Source organism: Cryptosporangium phraense (assembly GCF_006912135.1).
Lineage (GTDB): Bacteria > Actinomycetota > Actinomycetes > Mycobacteriales > Cryptosporangiaceae > Cryptosporangium > Cryptosporangium phraense.
Map to the genome: position 1 here is coordinate 1 of NZ_VIRS01000045.1, position 25,923 is coordinate 25,923.

Annotated in this window: 21 protein-coding genes; 9 read left to right on the forward strand and 12 right to left on the reverse strand. The window is 70.6% G+C overall.

Features of this window, described 5'->3' with window-relative positions; translation table 11 throughout:
* Positions 1–1,117: 1,117 nt before the first annotated feature.
* On the reverse strand, positions 1,118–2,647 hold the full coding sequence (locus FL583_RS35835; protein ID WP_142709351.1) for an AMP-binding protein: 1,530 nt from the start codon (positions 2,645–2,647) through the stop codon (positions 1,118–1,120).
* Between the two features lie 376 nt (positions 2,648–3,023).
* On the opposite strand from FL583_RS35835, the gene FL583_RS35840 reads away from it, so the two are divergent.
* The 9 genes from FL583_RS35840 (at position 3,024) to FL583_RS35880 (ending at position 12,347) form a co-directional block, all read left to right on the forward strand.
* Entirely contained in the window at positions 3,024–4,340 is a 1,317-nt protein-coding gene (locus FL583_RS35840; protein ID WP_142709352.1) for an ABC transporter substrate-binding protein, read from the forward strand.
* 10 nt (positions 4,341–4,350) lie between these two features.
* A complete protein-coding gene (locus FL583_RS35845) occupies positions 4,351–5,304 on the forward strand; it encodes a carbohydrate ABC transporter permease (RefSeq protein WP_142709353.1) in 954 nt (317 codons plus the stop codon).
* Positions 5,301–6,233, forward strand: coding sequence for a carbohydrate ABC transporter permease (locus FL583_RS35850; protein ID WP_205752757.1), 933 nt, complete (start codon positions 5,301–5,303; stop codon positions 6,231–6,233). The genes FL583_RS35845 and FL583_RS35850 overlap by 4 nt, the downstream gene beginning before the upstream one ends.
* Complete coding sequence (locus FL583_RS35855) at positions 6,230–8,245, forward strand: beta-galactosidase (protein WP_142709354.1); 2,016 nt, start codon at positions 6,230–6,232, stop codon at positions 8,243–8,245. Before FL583_RS35850 ends, FL583_RS35855 begins: the two co-directional genes overlap by 4 nt.
* A 16-nt stretch (positions 8,246–8,261) precedes the next feature.
* The gene (gene galK, locus FL583_RS35860; protein WP_142709355.1) at positions 8,262–9,371 is read left to right on the forward strand and encodes a galactokinase; all 1,110 of its coding nucleotides are present in this window, start codon (positions 8,262–8,264) and stop codon (positions 9,369–9,371) included.
* Positions 9,361–10,182, forward strand: a complete 822-nt coding sequence (locus FL583_RS35865) for a DeoR/GlpR family DNA-binding transcription regulator (RefSeq protein ID WP_142709356.1) — start codon at positions 9,361–9,363, stop codon at positions 10,180–10,182. The genes galK and FL583_RS35865 overlap by 11 nt, the downstream gene beginning before the upstream one ends.
* A 79-nt stretch (positions 10,183–10,261) precedes the next feature.
* Positions 10,262–11,344, forward strand: coding sequence for a galactose-1-phosphate uridylyltransferase (galT, locus tag FL583_RS35870; protein WP_142709357.1), 1,083 nt, complete (start codon positions 10,262–10,264; stop codon positions 11,342–11,344).
* The gene (locus FL583_RS35875) at positions 11,345–11,974 is read left to right on the forward strand and encodes a nitroreductase family protein (protein ID WP_142709358.1); all 630 of its coding nucleotides are present in this window, start codon (positions 11,345–11,347) and stop codon (positions 11,972–11,974) included.
* Positions 11,975–11,990: 16 nt separating this feature from the next.
* Positions 11,991–12,347, forward strand: a complete 357-nt coding sequence (locus tag FL583_RS35880; RefSeq protein WP_142709359.1) for a hypothetical protein — start codon at positions 11,991–11,993, stop codon at positions 12,345–12,347.
* Here FL583_RS35880 and FL583_RS35885 read toward each other — a convergent pair.
* From FL583_RS35885 to FL583_RS35935, 11 genes are all read right to left on the reverse strand, one after another.
* A complete protein-coding gene (locus FL583_RS35885; protein ID WP_142709360.1) occupies positions 12,344–15,064 on the reverse strand; it encodes a response regulator in 2,721 nt (906 codons plus the stop codon). The two genes, FL583_RS35880 and FL583_RS35885, sit on opposite strands and share 4 nt — an antisense overlap.
* A 141-nt stretch (positions 15,065–15,205) precedes the next feature.
* Complete coding sequence (locus FL583_RS35890) at positions 15,206–15,625, reverse strand: ATP-binding protein (RefSeq protein ID WP_142709361.1); 420 nt, start codon at positions 15,623–15,625, stop codon at positions 15,206–15,208.
* Positions 15,626–15,711: 86 nt separating this feature from the next.
* Positions 15,712–16,905: a hypothetical protein gene (locus FL583_RS35895; RefSeq protein ID WP_142709362.1), complete on the reverse strand. Its 1,194-nt coding sequence runs from the start codon at positions 16,903–16,905 to the stop codon at positions 15,712–15,714.
* A 61-nt stretch (positions 16,906–16,966) separates the two neighbouring features.
* Complete coding sequence (locus FL583_RS35900) at positions 16,967–17,935, reverse strand: sugar-binding transcriptional regulator (RefSeq protein ID WP_142709363.1); 969 nt, start codon at positions 17,933–17,935, stop codon at positions 16,967–16,969.
* 82 nt (positions 17,936–18,017) lie between these two features.
* The gene (locus tag FL583_RS35905; protein ID WP_142709364.1) at positions 18,018–19,004 is read right to left on the reverse strand and encodes a D-ribose ABC transporter substrate-binding protein; all 987 of its coding nucleotides are present in this window, start codon (positions 19,002–19,004) and stop codon (positions 18,018–18,020) included.
* 48 nt (positions 19,005–19,052) lie between these two features.
* Positions 19,053–20,159, reverse strand: coding sequence for an ABC transporter permease (locus tag FL583_RS35910; protein WP_142709365.1), 1,107 nt, complete (start codon positions 20,157–20,159; stop codon positions 19,053–19,055).
* Positions 20,156–21,688: a sugar ABC transporter ATP-binding protein gene (locus tag FL583_RS35915; RefSeq protein WP_142709366.1), complete on the reverse strand. Its 1,533-nt coding sequence runs from the start codon at positions 21,686–21,688 to the stop codon at positions 20,156–20,158. The genes FL583_RS35910 and FL583_RS35915 overlap by 4 nt, the downstream gene beginning before the upstream one ends.
* Positions 21,685–22,422, reverse strand: a complete 738-nt coding sequence (locus FL583_RS35920; RefSeq protein WP_142709367.1) for a DUF2291 family protein — start codon at positions 22,420–22,422, stop codon at positions 21,685–21,687. Before FL583_RS35920 ends, FL583_RS35915 begins: the two co-directional genes overlap by 4 nt.
* Positions 22,419–23,993 carry an FGGY-family carbohydrate kinase gene (locus FL583_RS35925; protein ID WP_142709368.1) on the reverse strand — a complete coding sequence of 525 codons (1,575 nt, stop codon included), beginning with the start codon at positions 23,991–23,993 and terminating at the stop codon, positions 22,419–22,421. Before FL583_RS35925 ends, FL583_RS35920 begins: the two co-directional genes overlap by 4 nt.
* The gene (locus tag FL583_RS35930) at positions 23,977–24,924 is read right to left on the reverse strand and encodes a transketolase family protein (RefSeq protein WP_142709369.1); all 948 of its coding nucleotides are present in this window, start codon (positions 24,922–24,924) and stop codon (positions 23,977–23,979) included. Before FL583_RS35930 ends, FL583_RS35925 begins: the two co-directional genes overlap by 17 nt.
* Positions 24,921–25,799: a transketolase gene (locus FL583_RS35935; RefSeq protein ID WP_142709370.1), complete on the reverse strand. Its 879-nt coding sequence runs from the start codon at positions 25,797–25,799 to the stop codon at positions 24,921–24,923. Before FL583_RS35935 ends, FL583_RS35930 begins: the two co-directional genes overlap by 4 nt.
* Between the last annotated feature and the right edge of the window lie 124 nt (positions 25,800–25,923).

Here is a 25,923-nt window from a genome sequence, read left to right on the forward strand (position 1 = left end):
CTGCGGGCGGGGCGGGCCGGGGTTGGACCGAGGCCAAGTGGGGTGAGCTCGTGTCGATCCTGTGGGCTGAGGCCGGATCGCGAGGCCGGGGCAGTCGGGTGGCTCAGGTCCGTCAGGGGTGGGCCCCGAGGGGCCCCGGAGATCAAGTGCCGGCTGCGAGGGCGCCTGCGGCTGAGGCCGCACCGCAAAGCTGAGGCCGCCGGTCGATTGGTCTCGCGAGGCCCGGCTCCGCGAGGCCAAAGTCAGCCGAGCTAGAGACCGCCAGCCCACGGAAGCCGAGCTCGGGGCCACCGAGAACCAGGGCCGCGCCGCGCCACCCCGCGACACCCGCGCCGCGCCGTTCCTGCCCGCCCCGGCCCATCCGGCCCCGGCCCATCCGGCCCCGACCCCGCCGTCCCCAGCCGCGCCACCCGAATCACGCCGTCCCGCGCCACCCCGTCCCGCACCACCCGCGTCACGCCGTCCCGCGTCACGCCGACCCGCGCCACCCGCGCCGCGTCGTCCCGCGCCGCGCCGCCCCGGACCGCCCCGCGCCGCGCCAATCCGCGCCACCCGCGCCGCGTGATCCAGCGCCACCCGCGCCACGCCGTCCCGCGCCGCGCCACCCGGACCGCCCCGCGCCGCGTGACCCAGCGCCACGCGCGCCGCGGCGTGCTGCCCCACCCGCGCCGCGCCCTTTCGCGCCGTCCTACGCCCCGCTGAACCACCCCACCGCGCGCTGAACCCCCGCGCGGCGCGCTGAACTCCCGCGCCGCTCCACCCCGTGCTGGGCTTAGGGCATCGGGCGAGCAAGCGACCGGCTACCTGGGCCCGACGGCCGGGAGTCCGAGTGAAGTCGGCCGACCTGAACGCAAGCGTGCGTCCACGCTCAGGACACGCGAAGAGCGCCTCCGGGCCCGACCGGCCCCCCACGAGCCAGGCTCGCCCGCGACACGCGCCGCCAGAAAGCCGGAAAGCCGGAAAGCCGGAGAGGCCAGCCGGGGCTCCGGCCCCCACCCGAGCCCAACGGGCCGCCCACAGCACGAGCACCAGGATCGCGCAGCTAGCCCCCCATCAAGACCCCGCACACCAGAACCGCCTGGCCACTCGACACTCTCACTCGAGCCGAACAGCGCCCCTAATTCACCTGGCGAGTCCGCCCCTCCCAGAACGGCTCCCGGAGCTTGAATTTCTGCAACTTCCCGGTCGCCGTCCGAGGCAACTCCCCCACAAACTCCACCCGCTTAGGACACTTGTACCCCGCCAACTTCGTCCGGCAGAACGCGATCACCTCGTCCGCCGAAACGTCCGATCCATCGGTGACCACCAGCGCGGTCACCAACTCGCCCCACTTCTCATCGGGAATCCCGATCACCGCGACCTCACGCACGGCCGGGAACGAGTTCAACACATCCTCGACCTCGATCGACGACACGTTCTCGCCGCCCGAGATGATCACGTCCTTCTTCCGGTCGGTGATCGACAGGTACCCGTCCGAGAACTCGCCGCCGTCGCCGGTGTGGAACCAGTTCCCCTCCTGCGCCTCGGCCGTCGCCGACGGGTTCTCCCAGTAGGCGTCCAGATTGTGGTTCGCCTGGGCCAGCACCTCGCCGGAACCGTCGACCGAAAGACGGACGCCGAGCGCCGGGGCACCGGCGCGTCCGAGCAGGCGGGCCTGCTCCGAAGCCGGCAGATCGTCCCACTCGGACCGCATCCGGTTCACGGTGAGGATCGGCGCGGTCTCGGTCAGCCCGTAGATCTGGATGAACTCCCACCCGAGATCCGACCGGATCCGCTCGATCGTCCGGGTCGGCGGCGGCGCACCGGCCAGGATCACCCGCACCCGGTCCCGCCCCGGGATCTCGCCCTCCCACGAAGACGCGGCGTCCAGCACCGCGTTCAGCACGGCCGGCGCCGCGCACATGACGGTCACCCCGTGAGAAGCGACCCGACGGAGAATCTCCGCTCCGTCCACCTTGCGCAGCACCACCTGGTGGACGCCTAGCCCGGTCATCGCGTACGGCATGCCCCAGCCGTTGGCGTGGAACATCGGCAGCGTGTGCAGGTAGACGTCCCGATCGGACACTCCGGCGTGCAGCGCGAAGACCGTGGCGTTGAGCCAGTTCGCGCGGTGCGTCAGCTGCACACCCTTCGGCCGCGCGGTCGTCCCCGAGGTGTAGTTCAGCGTGCAGGTCGCGGCCTCGTCCCCGGCCCAGGGAACCGGCGACCCGCCCCCGCCGAAGATCTCCGCGTCCGACGACGACCCCAGCACGTACGTGTGCTTTGCGGTCACCGACGACAGCAACCCCGACAACTCCGGGTCCACCAGCAACACGTCGGCCGAGCAGTGCTCGACGATGTACGAGATCTCGGCCGCGCTCAGCCGGAAGTTGATCGGGACGAAGATCCGCCCCCACCCGGACACGCCGAAGAACGACGTGAGCATCCGCCCGGCGTTGTGCGACACCATCGCCACCCGGCCACCCACCGGCACGCCCAGCGAGTCCAGCCACGCGGCCTGCTGCCGCGCGGCCGACGCCAGAGCCCGGTAGGACACGTCCCCGAGGGACGGAGCCGGCTGCGAGGGCTCGTCGGTGACCCCGACGCGGTCGGGATAGACCGTCTCGGCCCGATCGAGAAAGTCCTTCACGTTGAGGGGATAAAACACCCGGCCACCTCCGCGCACGTCGAGCAGGTGCAGAAAGGTTATCCGTCTGCAACCGTGCCGCACCCGAAACTGCCCCCGCTTTGCACCCGAGCCGCAACACGCTGGCCCCCGACAAAGCACACACGCCAGCGCACACCGAGCCGACGTGACGCCCACTACAACCACCCAAAAAACGACAACGGACATTCGCGACGTTGCGCGTTCCAGTGAGGCAGTTCACCCCGGTTGCAATCTCCTGGTCATCACAGGTTTACTGCCAGCTACCACGTGTTGCGTAACCGTTACCGAGCACCGTTGCAAAGCCCGATCGGTTCTGGTGAAGTGTGCGCACTAATGTTGGATCCGGTCGTGATCCACACGGCAAGGAGGCGCACTGATGCCCACCCCTTCGCTTGACTCACTGCTGAGCCACAACGGCGTGAGCCGCCGGTCGATCCTTCGTGCCGCCGGCCTCGGCGCCGGTGTGTTCGCGGCCGCCCCGCTGCTCGCTGCCTGCACCGGCTCCGACAGCAGCGACTCCGGAAGCTCCGGCACCGGCACGGTCACGTTCGGCTCTAACGGCTCGGACGAGGTGCCGAAGAAGGCGTACGCGGACCTCATGGCCGCCGCCAAGACGTCGGAGAACCTGACCGTCAAGATCAACACGGTCGCGCACAACGACTTCCAGAACAACATCAACAACTACCTCAAGGGCAGCCCGGACGACGTCTTCACGTGGTTCGCCGGCTACCGCATGAAGTCGTACGCGAAGCAGGGCCTGGTCGCCGACATCAGCGACATCTGGGAGAAGGCCGGCAGCAACTTCTCCGACGCGTTCAAGACCGCGTCCACCGGCGACGACGGCAAGCAGTACTTCATCCCGCTCTACAACTACCCGTGGGGCTGGTTCTACCGGCCGAGCGTGTGGAAGGAGAAGGGGTACACCGAGCCCAAGACCTGGGACGAGCTGCTCACGCTGGCCAAGAAGATGAAGGCCGACGGGCTCAACCCGATCGCGTTCGCGGACAAGGACGGCTGGCCGGCGTTCGGCACGTTCGACTACCTGAACATGCGCATCAACGGCTACCAGTTCCACGTCGACCTGATGGCGCACAAGGAGAGCTGGGCCGACCCGAAGGTCTCCAAGGTGTTCGACACCTGGAAGGCGATCTTCCCCTACCAGTCGGCCGACTCGCTGGGCCGGACCTGGCAGGAGGCGGCCCAGACCGTCGTCAAGAAGACCTCGGGCATGTACCTGCTCGGCTCGTTCGTCGGTCAGCAGTGGCCGACCGGCGACACCGACATCGACTTCTTCGAGTTCCCGGCGGTCGACTCGACGATCGGTGCGGACGCCATCGAGGCCCCGATCGACGGGTTCATGATGAGCAAGAAGGGCGGCCAGAACGCCAGCGCCAAGAAGCTCATGGAGTACCTGGCCACCGGCAAGGCCGAGGACGTCTACCTCGCGACCGACACCAACGACGTCGCCGCGGCCAAGGACGCCACGACCGACAAGTACAACGCGCTGCAGAAGAAGGCCGCCCAGGTCATCGGCGCGGCGAAGAACATCTCGCAGTTCCTCGACCGGGACGCCGAGCCCGCGTTCGCGAACAACGCGGCGCTGCCGGCCTTCCAGCAGTTCATCAAGGACGGCGACGTCGCCGCGGTGACGAAGAACCTCGAGGCCCAGGCCAAGCAGATCTACGGCAGCTGAGAAGACCGCGATGACGACCCCCCAGGCCACAGTGGCCACGCACAGCAAACCGACACACAAGCGAGGAAAGCTCCGGCGCCTCACGGGCAGAGACAAGCTCGTTCTCGGGCTCATGGTCGGTATCCCGACGCTGATCGAGCTGGTGCTGGTCTGGGGGCCCGCGCTGTTCTCGGTCCTGCTCGGGTTCACCGACGCGCGGACCGACATCGACCAGCCCGGCGGAACCCACTTCGCCGGGCTGGACAACTACAAGTTCATCACCAGCGACTACCCGCCGTTCTGGCCGGCCGTCGAGCACAACATCATCTGGCTGGTGTTCCTCGCGGTCATCGCGACGCCGGCCGGCCTGTTCATCGCGGTGCTGCTCGACCAGAACCTCAAGGGCTCGCGGATCTACCAGAGCATCTTCTTCATCCCGGTGATGCTCTCGCTGGCCCTGGTCGGCATCATCTGGCACCTGATCTACAGCCCCGACGCCGGTCTGCTGAACAGCATCCTCGGCACCGCGGGCACCAAGGACCAGATCGACTGGTTCGGCGACTCCAGCATCAACCTCTGGGCGGCGCTGGTCGCGGCCTCCTGGAAACACGTCGGGTACATCATGGTGCTGTACCTGGCCGGCCTGAAGGGCGTCGACCCGTCGCTGCGCGAAGCCGCGGCGATCGACGGCGCGAACGCCGTCCAGACGTTCTTCCGGGTCGTGTTCCCGGCGATGCGCCCGATCAACATCGTGGTCGTCGTCATCACGGTCATCGAGGCGCTGCGCGCGTTCGACATCGTCTACGTGATCAACCGCGGGACCAACGGCCTCGAGCTGTTGTCCGCGCTCGTCGTCCAGAACCTCGTCGGCGAGGGCACCCAGATCGGCGTCGGCGCGGCGATCGCGACCGTCCTGCTGGTGATCTCGCTGGTCCCGATCGTCACGTATCTGTGGCAGACCTTCCGGAAGGAGGACGAGGCATGACGGTCCTCAGCGAACCCGCCGGCGAGACCACGACCCCGATGGCGCCGGCCAAGACCGCCGAAGGCGGTCCGAAGATCAGCCGGGGCGGACGGATCTTCAGCTACTCGTTCCTGACGATCACCGCGGTGATCTGGCTCGTGCCGCTGGTCTGGGCGATCTACACGTCATTAAGGCCAGAAAAAGACACCCAGAAATACGGGTACCTGAGCACCGGCGGGTCGTTCAACTTCCAGAACTACGCCGACGCCTGGAACCAGGGTGGCTTTTCCAAGTACTTCGCCAACTCCGCGATCATCACCGTTCCGGCCGTCATCCTGACGCTCGTGATGGCGTCGATGGTGGCGTTCGCGGTGTCCCGGTTCAAGTGGAAGTTCAACGTCACGCTGCTGATCCTGTTCACCGCGGGCAACCTGCTCCCCCAGCAGATCCTGGCCGCGCCGCTGTTCCAGCTGTACAAGCACTTCGAGTTGCCGTACTCGGTCAGTGACTCGGGCTCGCTGCTCAACACGTACTACGGCGTGATCGCGGCGAACATCGCGTTCCAGGTCGGGTTCTGCACGTTCGTGCTGTCCAACTACATGAAGGCGCTGCCAGGCGAGCTCACCGAGGCCGCGATGGTCGACGGCGCCGGCGTGTGGACGCAGTACTGGAAGATCATCCTTCCGCTCTGCCGTCCGGCGCTGGCCGCGCTCGGGACGCTGGAAGTCATCTGGATCTACAACGACTTCTTCTGGGCGTTGCTGTTCATCCAGACCGGCGACCGGCTCCCGATCACGACCGGTATCAACAACCTGTTCGGGCAGTACGCGCAGAACGACAACCTGATCGCGGCCGGCGCGATCATGACCGCGATCCCGGTGCTGGCGATCTACGTGGCCCTGCAGCGGCAGTTCGTCGCGGGTCTCACCCTCGGCGGTAGCAAGGGATGAGGTCCGTCACCGCCCGCCTCGGCGGCAAGCTGGCCTTCGGCGGCGACTACAACCCCGAACAGTGGCCGGAGTCGGTCTGGCTCGAGGACGTCGCGCTGATGAAAGAGGCCAGGGTCAACCTGGTCTCGGTCGGGATCTTCTCCTGGGCCAAGCTCGAGCCGGCCGAGAAGGAGTACGACTTCGGCTGGCTCGACCGGGTCCTCGACCTGCTGCACGACAACGGGATCGCGGTCGACCTGGCCAACGCGTCCGCGACCCCGCCGCCGTGGTTCTCGCGCCGCTACCCGGACTCGCTCCCGGTCGACGTCGACGGTCAGAAGCGCTGGTACGGAGCCCGGCAGGCGTTCTGCCCGTCGTCGGCCGACTACCGGACCGCGGCCGCGCGGCTGACCCGGGCGATCGGTGAGCGGTACACGAACCACCCCGCGGTCAGCATGTGGCACGTCCACAACGAGTACGGCTGCCACAACTGGCACTGCTACTGCGACACCTCGGCCGAGGCCTTCCGCACCTGGCTGCGCGACCGCTACTCGACGGTGGAGAGCCTCAACGAGGCCTGGGGCACCGCGTTCTGGAGCCAGCGTTACTACGACTGGGCCGAGGTCATCCCGCCCCGCACCCCGGCCTACAACACGTTCGCCAACCCCACCCAGCAGCTGGACTTCTGGCGGTTCTCCTCCGACGAGCTGCTGGACTGCTTCCGCGCCGAGGCGGAGATCCTCCGCGAGGTCTCGGACGCACCCGTCACGACGAACTTCATGACGTTCTTCAAGCCGCTGGACTACTGGGCCTGGGCGGCCGAGCAGGACCTGATCTCGAACGACCACTACCGGATCGTCGAGGGCCTGGGCCCGAACGGCGCGACCCACGACCTGGCGATGTCCGGCGACCTCGTCCGATCGCTGGCCGGCGGCCGGCCGTGGCTGTTGATGGAACACTCGACGAGCGCGGTGAACTGGCAGCCCCGCAACCCGGCCAAACTCCCCGGCCAGCTGCGCCGGGACAGCCTCACCCACACCGCCCGGGGCGCGGACGGCGCGCTGTTCTTCCAGTGGCGCCAGTCCAAGGCCGGAGCGGAGAAGTTCCACTCCGCGCTGGTCCCCCACGCCGGCACCGACTCCCAGCTGTGGCGCGACGTCGTGCAGCTCGGCACCGACCTGGAGAGCCTGAAAGAACTCGCCGGCTCCACGGTCCGGCCCGAGGTCGCGATCACCGTCGACTGGGAGTCCTGGTGGGCGATCGAGCTCGACTCGCACCCCACCGCCGACGTCACCGGCCTCGGTGAGCTGCGCCGCTTCCACCGGGCGCTGTGGGACCGCGGGGTGACCGCCGACTTCGTCCACCCCGACCATGACCTCTCGGCCTACCGGCTGGTCATCGTGCCGACGCTGTACCTCACCGGCGGCGAGGCGGGCCCGAACCTGACCGAGTTCGTCGAGGCCGGCGGTACCGCGCTGGTCACGTACTTCTCCGGGATCGTCGACCACCACGACCACGTCCGGCTCGGTGGCTACCCGGGCGCCTTCCGCGACCTGCTCGGCGTCCGCGTGGAGGAGTTCAACCCGCTGCTCGGCGGCGCGAGCGTCCAAATCAGTGGCTTGAACGGTGGACGAGGCACCCTCTGGACCGAATCGGCGACCGCGACCACCGCGGAGACGCTCGCCACCTACGGCGACGGCCCGCTCGCGGGCCGGCCGGTCCTGACCCGGAACGCGGTCGGGAACGGTGAGGCCTGGTACCTCGGCACCCGCCTCGACGAGGCGAGCCACGCCGAGGTCGTCGGGCGTCTGCTGCGCACGGCCGGAGTTGCGCCGGTCCTGTCGTTCGACGAGTGGCCGGTGGGCTTGGATGTGGTGGAGCGGGTCGGTCCCGACGCCCGGTACGTGTTCGCGGTGAACCACGCCGACACGCCGGTAGCCCTGCCGCTGCGTGGGCACAACCTGCTCACGGCCACGGACTGGGCCGAGGGCGACGAAGTCGGGCCGGGCGACGTCGTGGTCATCCGAGCCTGAAGGAGGAGCGGTGGGTATGCGCGAATCAGCCAGCTGGCTGGCGCCGGGTCGGGTGAACCTGATCGGCGAGCACACCGACTACAACGACGGCTTCGTGCTGCCGCTGGCCATCGAGTACGGCTGCAGAGCGTCGATCTCTCCCGGCCCGGACGGGGTCCTGCGGTTCGTGTCCGCGCAGGAGTCCGACCCGGTCGACATCCGCATCCCGGCGCTCCAGCCCGAGCGGGTCACCGGCTGGGCCGCCTACCCGGCCGGGGTCCTGTGGGCCCTCGACGTGGACCTGCCCGGGCTCACCATCACCGTCGACTCCGACGTGCCGCTGGGTGCGGGTCTGTCGTCGTCGGCCGCGCTGACCTGCTCGGTCGCCGGGGCCGCGAACGACCTGCTGGAGCTGGGGCTCTCGCCCCGCGAACTCGTCGCGGTGGCCCGGAGGGCCGAGAACGGCTTCGTCGGCGCGCCGACCGGCGGCATGGACCAGCTGATCTCGATGCTCGGCAAGGCCGGATCGGTCCTGTTCTGCGACATGCGGACGCTCGACGTGCGTCCCGTTCCGTTCACTCTGGACGCCGACGGGCTCGCGCTCCTCGTCGTCGACTCCAAGGCACCGCACAAGCACGCGGACGGCGAGTACGCCGCCCGGCGCCGATCGTGCGAGCGGGCCGCGCACGTGCTGGGCGTCACCGCCCTGCGGGACGCGACGCTGTCCGATCTCGACAAGCTGGCGACCGACTCCGAGGGCGAGGAGCTGGTCAAGCGGGCCCGGCACATCATCACCGAGAACCAGCGGGTGCAGGACGTCGTCGCGCTGCTGGACTCGGGCCGGGTCCGGGAGATCGGCCCGCTGCTGACCGCTTCGCACGCGTCGATGCGTGACGACTTCGAGATCACCGTCCCCGAGGTCGACGTGCTGGTCGAGGCCCTGCTGGGCGCGGGCGCCTACGGCGCCCGGATGACCGGTGGTGGTTTCGGCGGGTGCGTCATCGCTCTTCTCGACGCCGACGCGGTGGACGCCGCGTCGCGCGCCGTGGCCGAGGCGGCCGGCGCCCGGGGCTTCGCCGCGCCGCACGCGTTCGTCACGTCCCCGGCGGCCGGAGCCCACGCGCTGGACGGATCCAATGCTGGCTAGCCAGCGGCAGGCCCGGATCGTCGAGGAGCTCCGCCGCGGCGGCGGGGTGCGGGTCAGCGACCTCACCGAGCTGCTCGGGGTCTCCGACATGACGGTCCGCCGCGACCTGGAGGTGCTGGCCAGGGCCGGCGTGCTGCACAAGGTGCACGGCGGCGCGGTGCTGGCGACCTCGCGGCGCACCGACGAGCCGGGATTCGCGGCCAAGAGCGCGCTGCAGCAGCCGGCCAAGGAGGCGATCGCCGCCCGGGCCGCCGAGCTGATCACGCCCGGCACCGCGATCGCGCTCTCGGCCGGCACCACGACGTGGAACCTGGCCCGGCACATCACCGCGATCCCCGAGCTCACCGTGGTCACGAACTCGACGACGGTGGCCGACATCCTGGAGGCCCAGGCGCCCCGGGCCGGGTTCACCGTGATCCTCACCGGCGGGGTCCGGACGCCCAGCGCCGCGCTGGTGGGGCCGGTCGCCGACCAGTCGATCTCGTCGCTCCACGTCGACCAGCTGTTCATCGGCATGCACGGCATGGACGCCGTCGCCGGGCTGACGACGCCGAACCTCGCCGAGGCGCAGACGAACCGGGCGCTGATCAACAGTGCCAAGGAGGTCGTCGTGCTGGCCGACTCCACGAAGTGGGGCATCGTCGGGCTCGCCGACTTCGGTCCGCTGTCCACGGCCGACGTCCTCATCACCGACAACGGCCTACCTCCGGCCGCGCACGACATCCTGGCCGAGAGTGTCGGCGACCTCATCGTGGTGGACGCCGCCGACTCCGGCCTACCTTCCGCGCCTTCCGTCGGAGACCGCACATGACTCCACCGCCCGCCGACGTCCTCCGCTCCGCTCCTCGGTCGCTAGGGCTCCCTACGATGCTCACTTCGGAGATCGGCTCATGACCGCCCGCCAGCAGATCCATCTGAGCGATGGACGGGAGCTCTTCTACTTCGACGACGCACCCGGCAAGGACCGGTCGGCGGCCGATCTCCGCGGCCTGCCCGAAGTGACGAACGTGTCCGAGCGACGCTGGGACTCGCTGGCCGGCGAGTGGGTGGTGATCGCCGGGCACCGGCAGTCGCGCACGTTCCTGCCGCCCGCCGACCAGTGCCCGCTCGACCCGACCCGCGACGCCGACCACCTCACCGAGATCCCCGCGCACGACTACGACGTCGTCGTGTTCGAGAACCGGTTCCCCTCGCTGTCGACGTCGACGCCGGTGGAGTCGTCGCTGCACGGCCTCTTCCACATCGAACCGGGCCAGGGCCGCTGCGAGGTCGTCTGCTTCACGTCGGACCACTCCGGGTCGTTCGCGTCGCTGCCGGTCCCCCGGGTCCGGACCGTCCTCGACGCGCTGATCAACCGGACCGTCGAGCTGGGTCGCCTGGACGGGGTCGAGTACGTCTTCGCGTTCGAGAACCGGGGCGAGGAGATCGGGGTCACGCTCTCGCACCCGCACGGGCAGATCTACGCGTACCCGTTCGTTCCGCCGCGGATGGAGCGGACCCGGCAGTCGCTGCGCGAGCACCACGACGCGACCGGCGAGTGCCTGCAGTGCAACCTGCTCGAGGCCGAGCACGGCGACGGCGTCCGGATCGTCGAGAAGGGGTCGCACTTCACCGCGTACGTACCGTTCGCGGCCCGCTGGCCGTACGAGGTGATGATCGTCCCGCACCGGCACGTGCCCGACCTGCCGGCCTTGGACGAAGCCGAGCTGGCCGAACTGGCCGAGCTGTACCCGGCGGTGTTGAAGCGGTTCGACGGGCTGTTCGACGGGCCGGCGCCGTACATCGCGGGCTGGCAGCAGGCGCCGGTGCGGTTCGACCGGGACCTGTGGCACCTGGCCCTGCAGGTGTTCTCGATCCGGCGGGCGCCCGGGAAGCTCAAGTACCTGGCCGGATCGGAGTCGGGCGCGGCGGTCTGGATCAACGACATAGCCCCCGAGAAGGCGGCGGCCGCGTTGCGCGGCGAGACTGTATAGATGACCCCAGATGAGCTGTTGACCACGACCCGCAGTGTCCGGAAGCGACTGGATCTGACCCGGCCGGTGCCGTTCGATCTCGTGAAGGAATGCCTGGAGATCGCTCTGCAGGCCCCGTCCGGGTCGAACCGGCAGGACTGGCACTGGGTCGTGGTCACCGACCCGGCCAAGCGGAAGGTCATCGCCGACTACTACGCGGACGCCTGGGCCCGGTACATCGCGTCCGGCCACTCGGCCGGCGCGCTGTACGCGGACGACCCGTCCCGGGCCGCGGTGCAGCGGCGGATCGGCGACTCGGGCCAGTACCTCGCCGATCACATGAACGAGGTGCCGGTGCTGGTGATCCCGTGCATCCGGGCGACGTCTCTGGGCGCGGGCAACCAGGCCGGCCTGTGGGGCTCGATCCTCCCGGCGGTGTGGAGCTTCATGCTCGCCGGGCGGGCCCGCGGCCTCGGCACCGCCTGGACGACGCTGCACCTGCGCCACGAACGGGAGATCTCCGACCTGCTCGGCATCCCCGACGGAATCGCCCAGGCCGCGCTGATCCCGACCGCGTACTACACCGGCGACACGTTCAAGCCCGCGTCCCGCCAACCGCTCGACGAGGTCCTGCACATCGAGTCGTGGTGACGCCTAAAATCGGCGCATGGATCAAGCCTGGAAGCTGGAGCAGCACTTCTGGGAAGAGCTGAACGAGGGCCGGGCAGCCGGGTTCTACGCCCGTCACATGACGTCCGACGGCTATGTCGTCCTGCCCAGCGGCGTCGTCGAGCGCGACGACCTGATCGTCCGCTGGGAGCAGCACGAGCCGCTCACCTACGAGCTCTCCGAGCCCCGTCTGCTGCTCGTCGACGGGAACGTCCTCGTGCACTACCGGGTCACCGCCGACGGCTCCTGGCTGCCCGACTACAAGGCCTACATCACGTCGATGTACACCTGGGAGGGCGGCGAGTGGGCGCTGGTCTTCCGCCAACACACCCCCGAAGCCGAGTTCGCCTTCTAGGCCAGCTCGGCGATCAGGTCGGTGAGCACCCGCTTGGCGAGATCCAGTTCCTCGGCCGCCCGCGACAACTCCGGATCGAGCTCGGTGGTCGCCACCAACTCCCCCAGCCGAGCCATCTCCTCGAAGCTCGCGCACACGTCGGCCAGCGCCATCGCGCCGATGTTGGCGGCCGACCCCTTCAGCTTGTGCGCCTTCTCGGCGGCGACCGAGGCGTCGCCGGTGTGCACGGCGTCGCCCAGCGCGGCGAGCGTCTCCGGGGCGTTCTGGACGAACGAGTCGACCAGCTCGGCCAGCAACTCCTTCTCCGACTCCGTCGGGGCCGGTCCGGCGATGTCCGCGAACCGGGTGCGGATGCCGGCCACCGTCTCGTCCGCCTCGACCTCGTCGTCGGAGGCGGCCGCGGCCGGGGCCACCTCGACCGCGTCGAGAGCCGCCCGCAGGTCGTCGGCCCGGACGGGTTTCGGCAGGTAGCTGTCCATGCCGGCGGCCCGGCAGGCCGCCTTGTCCTCGACGAGGACGCTCGCGGTCATCGCGATGATGTGCGGCTGCCGGTCCGGTGGCAGCTCGGCCCGGATCCGCCGGGTGGCCTCCAGGCCGTCCATGTTCGGCATCTGGACGTCCATCAGCACGACGTCGTAGGGCGCGCGGTGCACGGCGGCGACGGCCTCGGCGCCGTCGGCGGCGGTGTCGACCAGGTGCCCCTGCTTGGACAGCATCAGCTGCGCGACCTTCTGGTTCACCGGGTTGTCCTCGGCGAGCAGGATCCGCAGCGAGACGGCCGCCGGAGCCGCGAACGGCACCTCCTCCTCGCGGGCCGGCTGGGTCCGCGCCACCATCCGGGAGACCGCGGTCTGCAGCGCGCCACCCCGGGCCGGCTTCGTGAGTATCGCCTCGAACAGCCGCTGCTGATCGGGGCCCGGCCGCCAGGCGACGCTGGTCAGGAGGATCAGCGGGAGGTCCGCGGTCTGCGGTAGGGCGCGCAGTGCGGCCGCGAGCTGAGCGCCGTCCATCTCCGGCATGTGCATGTCGAGGATCCCGACGTCGAGCGGGCCGGACTCCCGGGCCAGAGCCAGCGCCTCGGCCCCGGACGACGCGACCAGGCACTCCATCCCCCACCCGTCCAGCTGCAGGCTCAGCACCCGGCGGTTCGTCGCGTTGTCGTCGACGATCAGCGCCCGCGCGCCGGAGAGCGCGACCGACTCCGGCGGCCGGACGTCGCAGTCGGCGCAGGCCCGCAGCTGCGCGGTGAGCGTGAACGTGGACCCGACCCCGACCTCGCTCTCCACCGCGATGTCGCCACCCATCGCGTTGGCCAGCCGCCGGCTGATCGCCAGGCCCAGCCCGGTGCCGCCGTAGACCCGGGTGGTCGAGGAGTCGACCTGCGCGAACGAGCGGAACACCCGGTCCATGCGGTCGGCCGGGATGCCCGGCCCGGTGTCCCGCACCTCGACGGTCAGTCCGACGTGCTCGCCGGTGGTTCGCCCGCCGACGGTGAGCACGACCTCGCCGACCGCGGTGAACTTCACCGCGTTCGACAGCAGGTTGACCATGATCTGACGCAGCCGGGTGACGTCACCGCGCAGCACGCCCGGGGTGCCCGGGGCCAGGCTGCCGACCAGCTCGAGGTGCTTGCGCTCGGCGTCCAGGGCCACCAGCGCGAGCGCGCTGTCCATGCACTCGCGCAGGTCGAACGGCTCGTCGTCGAGCTCGAGCTCGCCGGACTCGATCTTCGAGAAGTCGAGGATGTCGTTGATGATCCCGAGCAGCGCCTCGCCCGAGTCGCGGACGGTCTTCACGAACTCCCGCTGGTCGGTGTCGAGGTCGGTGTCCATCAGCAGCCCGGTCATGCCGATCACCGCGTTCATCGGCGTCCGGATCTCGTGGCTCATCGTGGCCAGGAACGCGGACTTGGCCGCCGCGGCCGCGAGCGCGGTGTCCCGGGCGGTCGAGATGACCTCGATCGACTGGTTGACCGCATAGCCCATCCGCTCCAGTTCCACCGGCCCGGAGACCGTCGCCGGATGGCTCAGGTCCCCGGCCGTGATGCGGTCCGCCGCCTCGGTCACCTCCCGCACCGGCCGGGTGATCCGCCGCGTCACCCACCAGGCGCCCAGTCCGACGATGAGCAGCGCGCCGATCGACCCCCACAGGATCAGCGCGCGGGTGTGCAGGGCGCTCGCCCGGCTGGCCTGCTGACGGGCGGCGAGCAGCTGTAGCTCCTCGCCCCGCATCTCGTCCAGGCCGCCGGCGATCTGGATCATCGACGCCGACCCCTGGCCGGTCAGCGTGAAGTTCTGGGCCGCCTCGAACCCGCTCGACTCCCGCAGGGCCACGGTCTCGGCCATCACCGCGAGCTTGACCTGGACCGGTGGGTCGAGCTGGTCGAGCAGCATCTGCTGGCGCGGGTTGTCGCTGGTCGCGGTCCGCAGCCCGGCGATGTCGCCGCCGACGTGGGCGATCGCCTGCTGGTACGGATAGAGGTAGCTGGCCTTGCCGGTGACGACGTAGCCCCGGGCGCCCCGGTCGGCGTCCAGGAAGTCCTCGCGGACGACCTCGATCCGGTGCAGGACGTCGTACGAGTGGTCGACCGGGGCCCGGTCGGCGAGCATCGTCCCGATCCGCAGGTACGCGCTGGCCCCGACGACGGCCAGCGCGACCAGCGCGAGCAGGTAGCCGATCGCCAGGAGGCGGCCCACGGTGAGGCGCGCCCGGAACACGGGGAGCCTCGGACCGTCACTCCTGAACTGCACCCGAAACAGATCGGCCGAGGCCTCGCGTCTTCAAGGGCTTTTAGGCCCTGTCCTGCGAATCCGTGCTCGGCTGCGGCTCCGCTGCGAGCGAGATTCGCAGGACAGGGCCTAGACAGGGATAGCGGCCCAGACCGTCTTGCCGTCCGAGCACTCCTGGCAGCCCCAGTTGTCGGCGATCGCCGCGATCAGCGGCAGCCCGCGTCCGCGCAGGGACTCCGGGTCGAGCGGACGGACGACGATCGGCCGCCGGCTCTGGTCGCGGACCCACACCTGGACGACCGAGCCGCACAGCTTGATCGCGAGCCGGAACGGCGTCTTCGCGTGGTCGACGACGTTCGCGACGAGCTCGTGCACGACGAGCAGCACGTCCTCGGCCGCGGTGCCGACGATGTGCCACTGGTCGAGCAGCGCGCGCACCGCGCCGCGGATCTCGACCGTCGCCGCCGGGGTGGGATCATGTGCGCCATCGAGCTCGACGACAGGGTCACACTCGATGTTCATCGGACGGACCACCTCCACCGTTCGCACGACCCCTCCTCATCTGTCCCTGGTTTACCGCGCCCCGCGGATGCGAAACGATCCACGCGCCGAATCGTCACGTCCGGGCGGCCCGATCACCGCCAGACGGTGGTCTCCAGCGCGACGCCGTCGTACGCGGCCCGGCGCACCAGCACGCGAGTCACCGCACCGCCCGGCGTCCCGACGCACAGCACCAGGCCCGGCTGCGGCACGACGCCGGCCGAGCCGAGGCCGGGGCTGCTCCGGAGCAGCGCGACGCAGTCGTCCGGGCCGGGCGCCGCGGCCCCGGTCCAGAGCGACGCCCGGCCGGTCGTCGGGTGCAGGCGGCTGCCGAGCGCGTACGAGTTGTCGTAGGCGAGGTCCACGGCCGGGTCCGCGATCGAGGCCACCGCCGGCGGACGCGCGTCCAGGTCGACGCCGCCCAGCATCGGGACGGTCACGACGGTGGTCTCTCCGGCCGTGCCCCCGTCCTCCGGTTCTGGGGTGCAGCGCACCAGGCTGCCGCAGGCGGCCCGCTCCACGGCACCGGAGACGACCAGCCCGACGGCCGCGACCGTCCCGATGGCGCCGACGATCGCGATCGTCCGCGGCACCCAGGACAGATCCCGCCGTTCGGCGACGACCGTCTCGAGGAACTCCCACGCGCAGACGCTGAGCGCCGTCCCGAGCCCGCCGACGTTGATCAGCAACCAGATCCGCACCGGAAACCCGGCGGGCGGCCCCTCGAACCCGAGCTCGCGCACGCTCAGCACGACCGTGGTGATCGCGGTGACGGCCGGTCCGAGCAACGGGTGGACCCGGTTGATCCCGAACCAGTACCGGGCGATGAACCACAGGCTGGAGAAGAAGAACACGGTGGCCGCGACCCAGATCAGCGGCCAGCCGGCGTTGCTCGACAGGCGCAGCTGCTGCGCCGAGAACCACCAGACGAAGAATCCGGCGACCGCGGTCCCGGCCCGCCACAGGACCGGCCCCATCTCCTCCCGCATCCGGTCCCCGGCCGTCCCGACGACCGCGACGTACAGCACCGCGAAGCTGACGCCCATCACCGCGAGCGCGACGACGACGCTCTCGTCGAACTTCCCGACCACGTCGTCGACCGTGTCGTCGGTCGCGCGGTACGGAAGCGAGACCGCGACGACGAACGCGAAGCCGACCACCGTGCGGCTCAGCGCGATCTCGCTGATCAGCGGATTCGCCTCGCGGTCGAGGCGCCACGCGAACGCCGCCCAGGACGCCCCGAACCCGATCGCCGCGGCGAACGGTAAGAACAGCAGAAAACCTGCCATCGCCTTCCCCCAGTACTCCCCCGCCCCCTGTCCATGGTGACGGCGGAGCGCTACCGAGGGTTCACGCGACGAGGCGCTCGGCGGTCGTCACGTCGGTGATCAACACGTTCACCCAGTCGTTGAGCAGCGCGGCGCGGATCGCCGAGAACTTGCGTTCTCCGCCCGCCACCGCCACCCGCCGCTCGATCGTCCGCAGGTCGTTACCGGTGATGCCGACGACCCGCTGGTCGAGCCGCGACTTCACCGGCCGCCCGCCGTCGTCGAAGAACCTCAGGCAGACGTCTCCGACCGCGCCGAGCGCGCGCAGCTCGTCCTGGTCCGACTCGGCGACCGCGTTGCCCGACTGCAGGAGCAACGGCGACGGCTCCAGGCTGCCGATGCCGACCAGCGCGACCGTCAGCTCCTTCCACTGCGCCATCACCGCGGCCACGGCGTCGTCCTGGGTCAGCGCCCGGCGGATGGCCGGCGTCCCGACCAGGCCGGGTGACGGCACGAACACCGGCCTCGCGCCGGTCAGCTCGGCCAGGCGCCCGGTCAGCCGGGTCGCCTGCACCTGCGCCTCCGGGCTCCCGACGCCCCCCACGATCTGGACGACACGGTCGGCGACCTGCGTGTGCTTGGGGTGCATCGCGTCGACGGCCGCCAGCAGCGACTCGCTCCAGGACGAGATGCCGATGACGTCACCGCCCTTGAGGGTGGCGTCCAGGTACACGGCGGCGGCCGCGCCCAGGGCCGGGATCACGTCGCCGTTCGAGCCGTCGGTGTCGACCACGACCGCGTCACGCAGGCCGTAGCGCGTCTGGAGCTGTTCCTCCAGCTCGGTGTGGACGCCCGGGGGCAGCACGACGACGGTCCGGACGATGCCCCGGGTCGTCGCCTCCTTGAGCAGCCGGGAGACGCGGGGCTGCGAGATGTTCAGCTGGGCCGCGATCTCGGGCTGGCGCATGCCCTGCTCGTGGTACATGCGGGCGACCTTGGCCAGCATCCGCAGCTGCTCGGCGCCCACCGTGCGCACGCCGGTGACCGGCATCGGCGTCTCCCTCATATCTATTCACCGAAAGTCTAGCGATGCGGGGCGGGGCCCCGGAGAGCGAGCCCCACCCCGCGCGAATTCAGGACTTGCGGGCGAAGACGCCGAAGTCGTCGGCGTTGGCCTTGGTGACGATCTCGCAGTCGATCGACTGCTTCTCCGGCTCGCCGGACTTGCCGTCCTTGATCGTCTTGTCGGCCTGCGTCACCGCGTTCTCGGCGGCCAGCGCGGCCGGCTGGAGCGCGGTGGCCAGCATCTCGCCGGCCTTGATCGCCGCGATCGCGTCCGGGCTGCCGTCGAAGCCGACGACGACGACCTTGTTCAGCAGGCCGGCGCCCTTGAGCGCGGCCACCGCGCCGAGCGCCATCGTGTCGTTGCCGGCGATGACGCCCTGGATGTCCTTGTTCTTCTGGATGATCGTCTCCATCTTGGTGAACGCCTCCTGCTGGTCCCAGTTGGCGCTCACGCTGGCGACCTTCTTCATCGCCGGGTACTGCGAGATCACGTCGGCGTAGCCCTTGGAGCGGACGCCCGCGTTGGTGTCGGACTCCTTACCGGTGAGCTCGACGTAGTTGCCCTTGCTCTGCATGCCCTTGACGAACTCCTGCGCGGCCAGCTGGGCGCCCTGGGCGTTGTTGGAGACGATCTGGGCGGTGGCGACGCCCGTCTTGTTGATCTCGCGGTCGATGAGGAAGACCGGGATGCCGGCGTCCTTGGCCTTCTGCACCGGGCCGATCGAGGCGTCGGCGCCCGCGTTGTCGAGCACGATCGCCTTGGCCTTGCGCGAGATCGCCGCGTCGATCAGCTCGGACTGCTTGTTCGGGTCGTCGTCGTGGGACGCGACCGAGGTCTCGTAGCCGAGCGACTTGGCCTTCGCCGCCGCGGCGTCGGCCTCGGCCTTGAAGAACGGGTTGTCGGGCGACGGGGTGATGATCGCGATCAGCCCGCCGGCGTCCGACGACGAGCCCGAGGTGGCGTCGTCGTCGGAGCCACCGCACCCGGCGAGGGCGAAGACGCCGAGGGAGAGAGCGAGGCCGGCCGTGGCCAGACGACGCAGTCTGAGAGACATGGGGGTGATACCTCCACAGTGAGGGTTTCTCGGGGGTTGGGTGGAAACTCAGGCCTTCGGTGGCGCGGTCTGGGCGGCCGCCGCGGCGGCCGCACCGCGCTTCTTGAAGCGCTGCTGGCCCTGGTCGAGGACGACCGCGAGCACGATGACCGCGCCCTTGATCGCGATCTGCCAGAACGTCGAGACGCCGAGGTTGACCAGACCGTCGGCGAGGAAGCCGATGACGAACGCGCCGACGAGCGTCCCGCGGACGTTCCCGCGACCGCCGGACAGCGCCGCCCCGCCGATGACGACGGCCGCGATCGCGTTCAGCTCGAACGTCTCCCCGGCCTGCGGCGCGGCCGACGTCAGCTCGGACGCGATGATCAGCCCGGACAGCGCCGCACAGGCGCCGGAGATCATGTAGACGCGGGCCTTGACCGACCGCACCGGCACCCCGGAGAGCTCGGCGGCCCGCTCGTTGCCTCCGGTCGCGTAGAGCCAGCGGCCGAACGGCGCCTTCCGGATCAGCACCGTGATCACCGCGGCCAGGATCACCAGCAGGTAGATCGAGACCGGGATCCCGAGCACCTTGCCGGTACCGAGCCAGTCGAATCCGGTGTTGCCCAGTTCCTCGTCTCCGCCGAGGTTCGGGTACGTCTCGCCGTCGGAGATCAGCAGCGCGGCCCCGCGGGCCACGTACAACATGCCGAGCGTGGCGATGAACGGCGCCACGTTGAACCGCGTCACGAGGATGCCGTTGATCGCGCCGACGAACGTCCCGACCGCGATCGCGACCAGGATGACGACCCACACCGGCGGGTACGCGATGACCCCGAACAGCGTCACGCCGCCGAGCAGCTCACCGGCCACCACGCCGGACAGCCCGACGATCGAGCCGACCGACAGGTCGATCCCGCCCTTCAGGATCACCAGCAGCATGCCCAGCGCGAGGATCCCGTTGATCGCGACGTGCTTGGTCATCGTGATCACGTTCGTCACGGTCAGGAACGTGTCCGACAGCAGCGTGAAGACGATGATCAGCACCGCGAGCGCGATGAACGCGCGCGCCTCGAACACCACGTCCAGCATCCGCAGGCGTTTGGCCTGCGAGGCGGCCTCGGCCGCCGCTTCGCGCCGTTCGGTAGAGGGTGGTTGAGCGGTTGCGGTGCTCATGACGCTTCTCCGGTCTGTTTTGCGGACGCTGCGCCGCCGGACGCACTCATCAGGTCTTCTCGGGTCAGCTCGCCGCGCCGGAACTCGCCGACGATGCGGCCGCGGGCCAGCACCAGCAGCCGGTCGGGGATGTGCAGGGCCTCCTCGGCCTCCGAGGTGGTGAACAGCACGGCCAGGCCGCGCCGGGCCTGCTCGGCCATCAGCGCGAACACGTCGGCCTTGGCGCCGACGTCGACGCCCCGGCTGGGCTCATCCAGCAGCAGGACGCGCGGCTCGGTGAGCAGCGCCTTGCCGATGACGACCTTCTGCTGGTTGCCGCCGGACAGCGCCCCGATCGGCGACTTCGGGCTCGACGTCTTCACCGTGACGTCGGTGATCGTGCGCTGAACGGCCGCGTCCTCCCGCGAACGCGACAGGAAGATCCGCTTCGCGAACGCCAGCAGACCGGCCAGCGAGAGGTTCTCCCCCACGGTCATCGTCTGCACCAGGCCGTCGCGCTGCCGGTCCTCGGGCACCAGCATCAGCCCGCGGGAGATCCGGTCCCGGATGCCCTCGCCGCCGAGCGGCTCGCCGTCCAGCCGGACCTCCCCGGACTGGATCGGGATCCGTCCGGCCAGCGCCTCGAGCAGCTCGGTGCGGCCGGCACCCATCAGCCCGTAGAGCCCGACGATCTCCCCGGCCCGGACCCGCACGGTCAGGCCGTCGATCGCCAGCCGGTCGTTGTTGGACGGGTCCGGCACGACCAGGTCGGTGACGCTCAGCAACTCGTCGCCGAGGACCGTGTCCCGCTCCGGGAACAGCGAGTCCTGGTCCCGGCCGACCATCTGCCGGACGATCCACCCCAGGTCGACGTCCTTCGCCGCGGACGTGGCGACCAGCGAGCCGTCCCGCAGCACGACGACGTCGTCGGCGATCGACAGTGCCTCGTCGAGGTGGTGCGAGATGTAGACGACGGCGACGCCGTCGGCGGTGAGCTCCCGGATCAGCCGGAACAGGACCTCGACCTCGGGCTCCGACAGAGCGGACGTCGGCTCGTCCATGATCAGCACCCGGGCGTCCTGCAGCAGCGCGCGGGCGATCTCGACCAGCTGCTGCTGACCCAGGCGCAGCTCGCCGACGAGCGTCCGGGGGTCGATCTCCTCCTCCAGCCGGCGCAGGATGTCGGCCGCGAGACCGCGTTCGGTCTTGCGGTCGACGGCACCGGCGCCGGTGACCCGCTCCCGGCCGAGGAACAGGTTGTCCTCGACCGAGAGGTTCGCGCAGAGGCTGAGCTCCTGGTGAATGATGACGATGCCGAGGTCGGCGGCTTCGCGGGCCGAGCCGAACGTGACCGGTTCGCCGTCGACCGCGATGTGCCCGGTGGTGGGCGTCTCGATCCCGGCCAGGATCTTCATCAGCGTCGACTTGCCCGCGCCGTTCTCGCCGAACAGCGCGGTGACGCGTCCGGCCGCGGCCGCGAAATCGACGCCCTTCAGCGCGTGGGTGCCGCCGAACACCTTGGTGATCTGCGAAGCGCTGAGGACGCTCACGGCACTACCTCGAACTTCACCGGGGTCAGCGTCACGACCTGCGGGGTCAGGAACGTGAACGTGCCGGTGAGCGTCACCTTCTTGCCTTTGAGGGTGGCCGGGGTGACGCCCTTCAGGACCTGGCTGCGGACCTCGTTGTTCAACGCGGTGCCGGCGTCGGCGTACTGGACCTGGTTGAGGAACTGGCCGAACGTGATCGTGCCGGTCGCGTCGCGGAGCGAGGTGCCGGTGATCGCCGGGCCGACCTGGACCCAGATCTGAGTGTCCTTCGGGAGGCCCTCGACGGTGAGCGGGAGGAGGCTGCCGTTCGGGGCGCCCGCGGTGCCCTCGGCGGTGGCCGCGAAGCTGTATGGGCTGGTGCCTTCGCGGTGGCCGAACTTCGCGCCGGCCGCGTCCGCGTCGGCGACGAGCGCGGGGACCAGCTCGGTGATCGGCTGGGCCTCCTTCTCGACGAGCGGGACGACCTTGGGGAACGTCTCCTGGCCGTAGGCGGCCGGGTCGAACGTCCGCTCGGCTTCGGAGGTCGTCTGGGGGGCGTCGGCGTCGCGCCACTCGGTGGAGAGGCCCATCGCGGCCAGCACGATCACGACCACGGCGGCCTGGATCGCCCGCACCCGTCCGCGAGGCCGCGTATTGACCACCCGCCCCCGGGCGGCCCGCGTCGCCGCCGGAGCGGCCTCGGTGGCGGGGGCTTGTGTCGCGGCTTGTGACTCGGTCGGCGACGACGACGTCACGTGAGCCTCCTCGGTGCAATGGGGTTGGTTGGCGAGGCCGCAACGGCCTCCACTCCGAACTCGGCGGACGCCGCGCCCGCTGGCGCGGGTGGCGCGTCGGGGACGGTCTTGCCTCGGGCGCGCGCTACCGCGGCGCGCCACGCGGTACGTGCGGCGCGGCGGTCGTCGGCGGTCAGCGTCGGTAGGAACAGCTCCGTCTCGCGGGGGCGCTCGGCGAGCTGGTCCACGGTCCAGAAGCCGGCGCCCACCCCGGCGAGCTGGGCTGCGCCCAGGGCGGACAGGTCGGCTTCGTCGGCCCGGCGGACCTCGCGGCCGGAGACGTCGGCCTGGGCCTGCATGACCGCGGTGCTCCGCGACAGACCCCCGTCGGCCAGCAACGTCCCGACCGGCCCGCCGACCGACTCGACCGCCGCCACGACGTCCTCGACCTGGAGCGCCACCGACTCGATCGCCGCCCGGGCCAGCGCCGGACGCCCGGACCCGAGCGTCAGCCCACTGACCGTCGCGACCGCGGAAGCGTCCCACCAGGGCGCGCCGAGCCCGCCGAACGCCGGCACCAGGGCCACGCCCTCCGAACTCGGCCCGGCCGTCGACAACAGCTCGTCCACGCCGACGCCCAACAGCTCGGCCAGCCAGGTGAGCGTCCGCCCGGACGACCGGATGTTCCCCTCCAGCGCGAGCGTCGGCGCCGCTCCCCCGAGCTGCCAGGCGACCGTCAGGCACAGCCCGGCCGCGCTGCCGGCCGGCCCGGACAGCGCCGCCATCACCGACGACCCGGTGCCGTAGGTGGCCTTCACGACGCCCGGCCGCCAGCCCGCGTGCGCGAACAGCGCCGCATGCGAGTCACCGAGCACGGCGAGCACCGGTACCCCGTCGGGCAGCGGGTCGAGACCGCGCACGGCCGGGAACGGCCCGTCGGACGCGACGACCGTGCCCAGCACCGCCGACGGCACCCCGAACAGCGCCAGCAGCCGCGGATCCCACACCCCGCGCCGCGCGTCCAGCAATTGCGTCCGCGACGCGTTCCCGATCTCGGTGACGTGCTCTCCGCCGAACCGCGACAGCAGCCAGGAGTCGATCGTCCCGAGGCACAGCTCCCCGGCTTCGCTGCGTCGCCGGTCCGGGTCGTACTCGTCGAGCAGCCACTGGGCCTTCAGCGCCGAGAACATCGGGTCCAGCGGTAGCCCGCTGACCTCCGCGACCAGCTCACCCGCCCCGGCCGCGACCAGCATCGCGCAGCGCTCAGCGGTCCGCCGGTCCTGCCAGCCGAGCACTGGCCCGAGCGGCTCGCCGGTCGCCCGATCCCACAGCACCAGCGACTCGCGCTGATTCGTCAGCCCGACCGCGACGATCCGCGGAGCGTCGTCCGAAGAAAGGCAGGACCCGACCGCGAGGCGGACGCTCTCCCAGACCTCGAGCGCGTCCTGTTCGACCCAGCCCGGACGCGGGTGCGCAGCACCCAGCGGCGCGGACGCGGAGCGGACGACCGAGCCGTCGGCGGAGACCAGCAGAGCCTTGGTGGAGCTGGTGCCCTGGTCGATCGCCAGGATCAGGTCAGCGGTGGAGGCCATGTCCCAGCAGCTCTCTGGCGGCGGCGACGATGCCGTCGGCGGTCAGGCCGAAGTGCTCCAGCAGGAAGCCGGCGCTGCCGGTGGGGGCGAACACGTTCGGGATGCCGAGGATGCGCATCCGGACCGGGTGCTCGGCCGCGACCAGCGACGCGACCGCGGCCCCGAGGCCGCCGCTGACCGTGGCCTCCTCGGCGGTGATGATGCCGCCGGTCTCGCGGGCCGCGGCGAGGACCGCGCCCACGTCGAACGGGTCGACGAACGGCATGTTGATCACCCGCAGGCCGATGCCCTCGGCGCGTAACCGCTCGGCCGCCTCCAGCGCCCGTGACACCAGCGTGCCGATCGCGATCACCGTGACGTCGTCGCCGTCGGTGAGCTGGTTGCTCCGGCCCGGCCCGAACGGCGCACCGTCCGGGGTGACGGCGGGGACCTTGAATCTCGGGATCCGGATGAACGACGGGCCGGGGTTCTCGATCGCCCAGCGGACCGCGGCGCGGGTCTGCTCCGGGTCGGCCGGGACGACGACCGGGAGGTTCGCGACCGCCCGCATCCACGACAGGTCCTCGATCGAGTGGTGGGTCGGGCCGAGCTCGCCGTAGGCCATGCCCGGGCTCTGGCCGCACAGGACGACGTGGGTGTTGCTGTAGGCGGCGTCGGCCTTGATCTGCTCGAGCGCGCGCCCGGTGAGGAACGGCGCGGCCGCGCTGACGAACGGGATCTTCCCGCCGTTGGCCAGCCCGGCGCCCACGCCGACCAGGTCCTGCTCGGCGATGCCGACGTTGATCAGGCGGTCCGGGAAGCGCTCGCGGAACCCGACGAGGTTGCTCGAGCCGACCGAGTCGTTGCAGACCGCGACGATGCGCTCGTCGGCCTCGGCGAGCTTGATCAGCTCGTCGGCGAAGTCCTGCCGGCAGTCGTAGGTGGTGGTCACACGAGTTCCTCGAGAGCGAGACGGACCTGCTCGGGCGAGGGCACCTTGTGGTGCCACTCGACGCGGTCCTCCATGAACGACACGCCCTTGCCCTTGATCGTGTGGGCGACGATCGCGACCGGCTTGCCGGTGGTGGACGGCTCCAGCGCCTGCAGCAGGGCCGCGTGGTCGTGCCCGTCGACCTCGCGCAGCTCGAAGCCGAAGCTGCGCCACTTGTCGCCGAGCGGTTCGAGCGCCTTGGTGTCCTCGGTGCGGGCGCCCTGCTGGAGCCGGTTGCGGTCGACGATCGCGGTGAGGTTCGCGAGCTCGTAGTGGGACGCGGTCATCGCCGCCTCCCAGTTGCTGCCCTCCTGCATCTCGCCGTCGCCGAGGACGACGACCGTGCGCCAGGGCTGGCCGCCGAGCTTGGCCGCCAGCGCCGCCCCGGTCGCGACCGGGAAGCCGTGGCCGAGCGGGCCGCTGTTCGTCTCGACGCCGGGCACCTTCACGCGGTTCGGGTGGCCGTTGAGCGCCGACAGCGGGGCCATGAACGTCGTGAGCTCGGCGCGCGGGAAGAAGCCGCAGAACGCGAGCGTGGAGTAGAGCGACGCGGCGCAGTGGCCCTTCGAGAGCACGAACCGGTCGCGGTCGGCCCAGTCCGGACGGGTCGGATCGAGGTTCAGCACGCCGGCGAAGCAGGTCACCAGGATGTCGGTGACCGAGAAGTCGCCGCCGATGTGGCCCAGCTTCGCCGACGCGATCATCTCGACGACGCTGCGGCGCACGGCGAGCGAGATCTTCGCCAGCTCGGTTGCTTTTTCCGCGATGTCCGCCCCGGCCAGCCGCCGGCGCAGATCCTGGTACTCGGCCGCGAGTGGTGGGTCAGCCACTAACATGGCGAATATCTATTCCGGCTCGAATGTGCATACGGCTACCCTGGGGGCGCACCGCGGCTTTCGTCAAGAGCCAATTCGTGATCCCGCTGGCTCGGACGACCGTTGACACGTAACCGGCCGGAAA

What these genes read in the sequence shown, in the direction of transcription:
- FL583_RS35840 (WP_142709352.1), top strand. Translation starts at nt 3,024, where the DNA reads ATGCCCACCCCTTCGCTTGACTCACTGCTGAGCCACAACGGCGTGAGC.
- FL583_RS35845 (WP_142709353.1), top strand. Translation starts at nt 4,351, where the DNA reads ATGACGACCCCCCAGGCCACAGTGGCCACGCACAGCAAACCGACACAC.
- FL583_RS35850 (WP_205752757.1), top strand. Translation starts at nt 5,301, where the DNA reads ATGACGGTCCTCAGCGAACCCGCCGGCGAGACCACGACCCCGATGGCG.
- FL583_RS35855 (WP_142709354.1), top strand. Translation starts at nt 6,230, where the DNA reads ATGAGGTCCGTCACCGCCCGCCTCGGCGGCAAGCTGGCCTTCGGCGGC.
- galK (WP_142709355.1), top strand. Translation starts at nt 8,262, where the DNA reads ATGCGCGAATCAGCCAGCTGGCTGGCGCCGGGTCGGGTGAACCTGATC.
- FL583_RS35865 (WP_142709356.1), top strand. Translation starts at nt 9,361, where the DNA reads ATGCTGGCTAGCCAGCGGCAGGCCCGGATCGTCGAGGAGCTCCGCCGC.
- galT (WP_142709357.1), top strand. Translation starts at nt 10,262, where the DNA reads ATGACCGCCCGCCAGCAGATCCATCTGAGCGATGGACGGGAGCTCTTC.
- FL583_RS35875 (WP_142709358.1), top strand. Translation starts at nt 11,345, where the DNA reads ATGACCCCAGATGAGCTGTTGACCACGACCCGCAGTGTCCGGAAGCGA.
- FL583_RS35880 (WP_142709359.1), top strand. Translation starts at nt 11,991, where the DNA reads ATGGATCAAGCCTGGAAGCTGGAGCAGCACTTCTGGGAAGAGCTGAAC.
- FL583_RS35895 (WP_142709362.1), bottom strand. Translation starts at nt 16,905, where the DNA reads ATGGCAGGTTTTCTGCTGTTCTTACCGTTCGCCGCGGCGATCGGGTTC.
- FL583_RS35900 (WP_142709363.1), bottom strand. Translation starts at nt 17,935, where the DNA reads ATGCCGGTCACCGGCGTGCGCACGGTGGGCGCCGAGCAGCTGCGGATG.
- FL583_RS35905 (WP_142709364.1), bottom strand. Translation starts at nt 19,004, where the DNA reads ATGTCTCTCAGACTGCGTCGTCTGGCCACGGCCGGCCTCGCTCTCTCC.
- FL583_RS35910 (WP_142709365.1), bottom strand. Translation starts at nt 20,159, where the DNA reads ATGAGCACCGCAACCGCTCAACCACCCTCTACCGAACGGCGCGAAGCG.
- FL583_RS35925 (WP_142709368.1), bottom strand. Translation starts at nt 23,993, where the DNA reads ATGGCCTCCACCGCTGACCTGATCCTGGCGATCGACCAGGGCACCAGC.
- FL583_RS35935 (WP_142709370.1), bottom strand. Translation starts at nt 25,799, where the DNA reads ATGTTAGTGGCTGACCCACCACTCGCGGCCGAGTACCAGGATCTGCGC.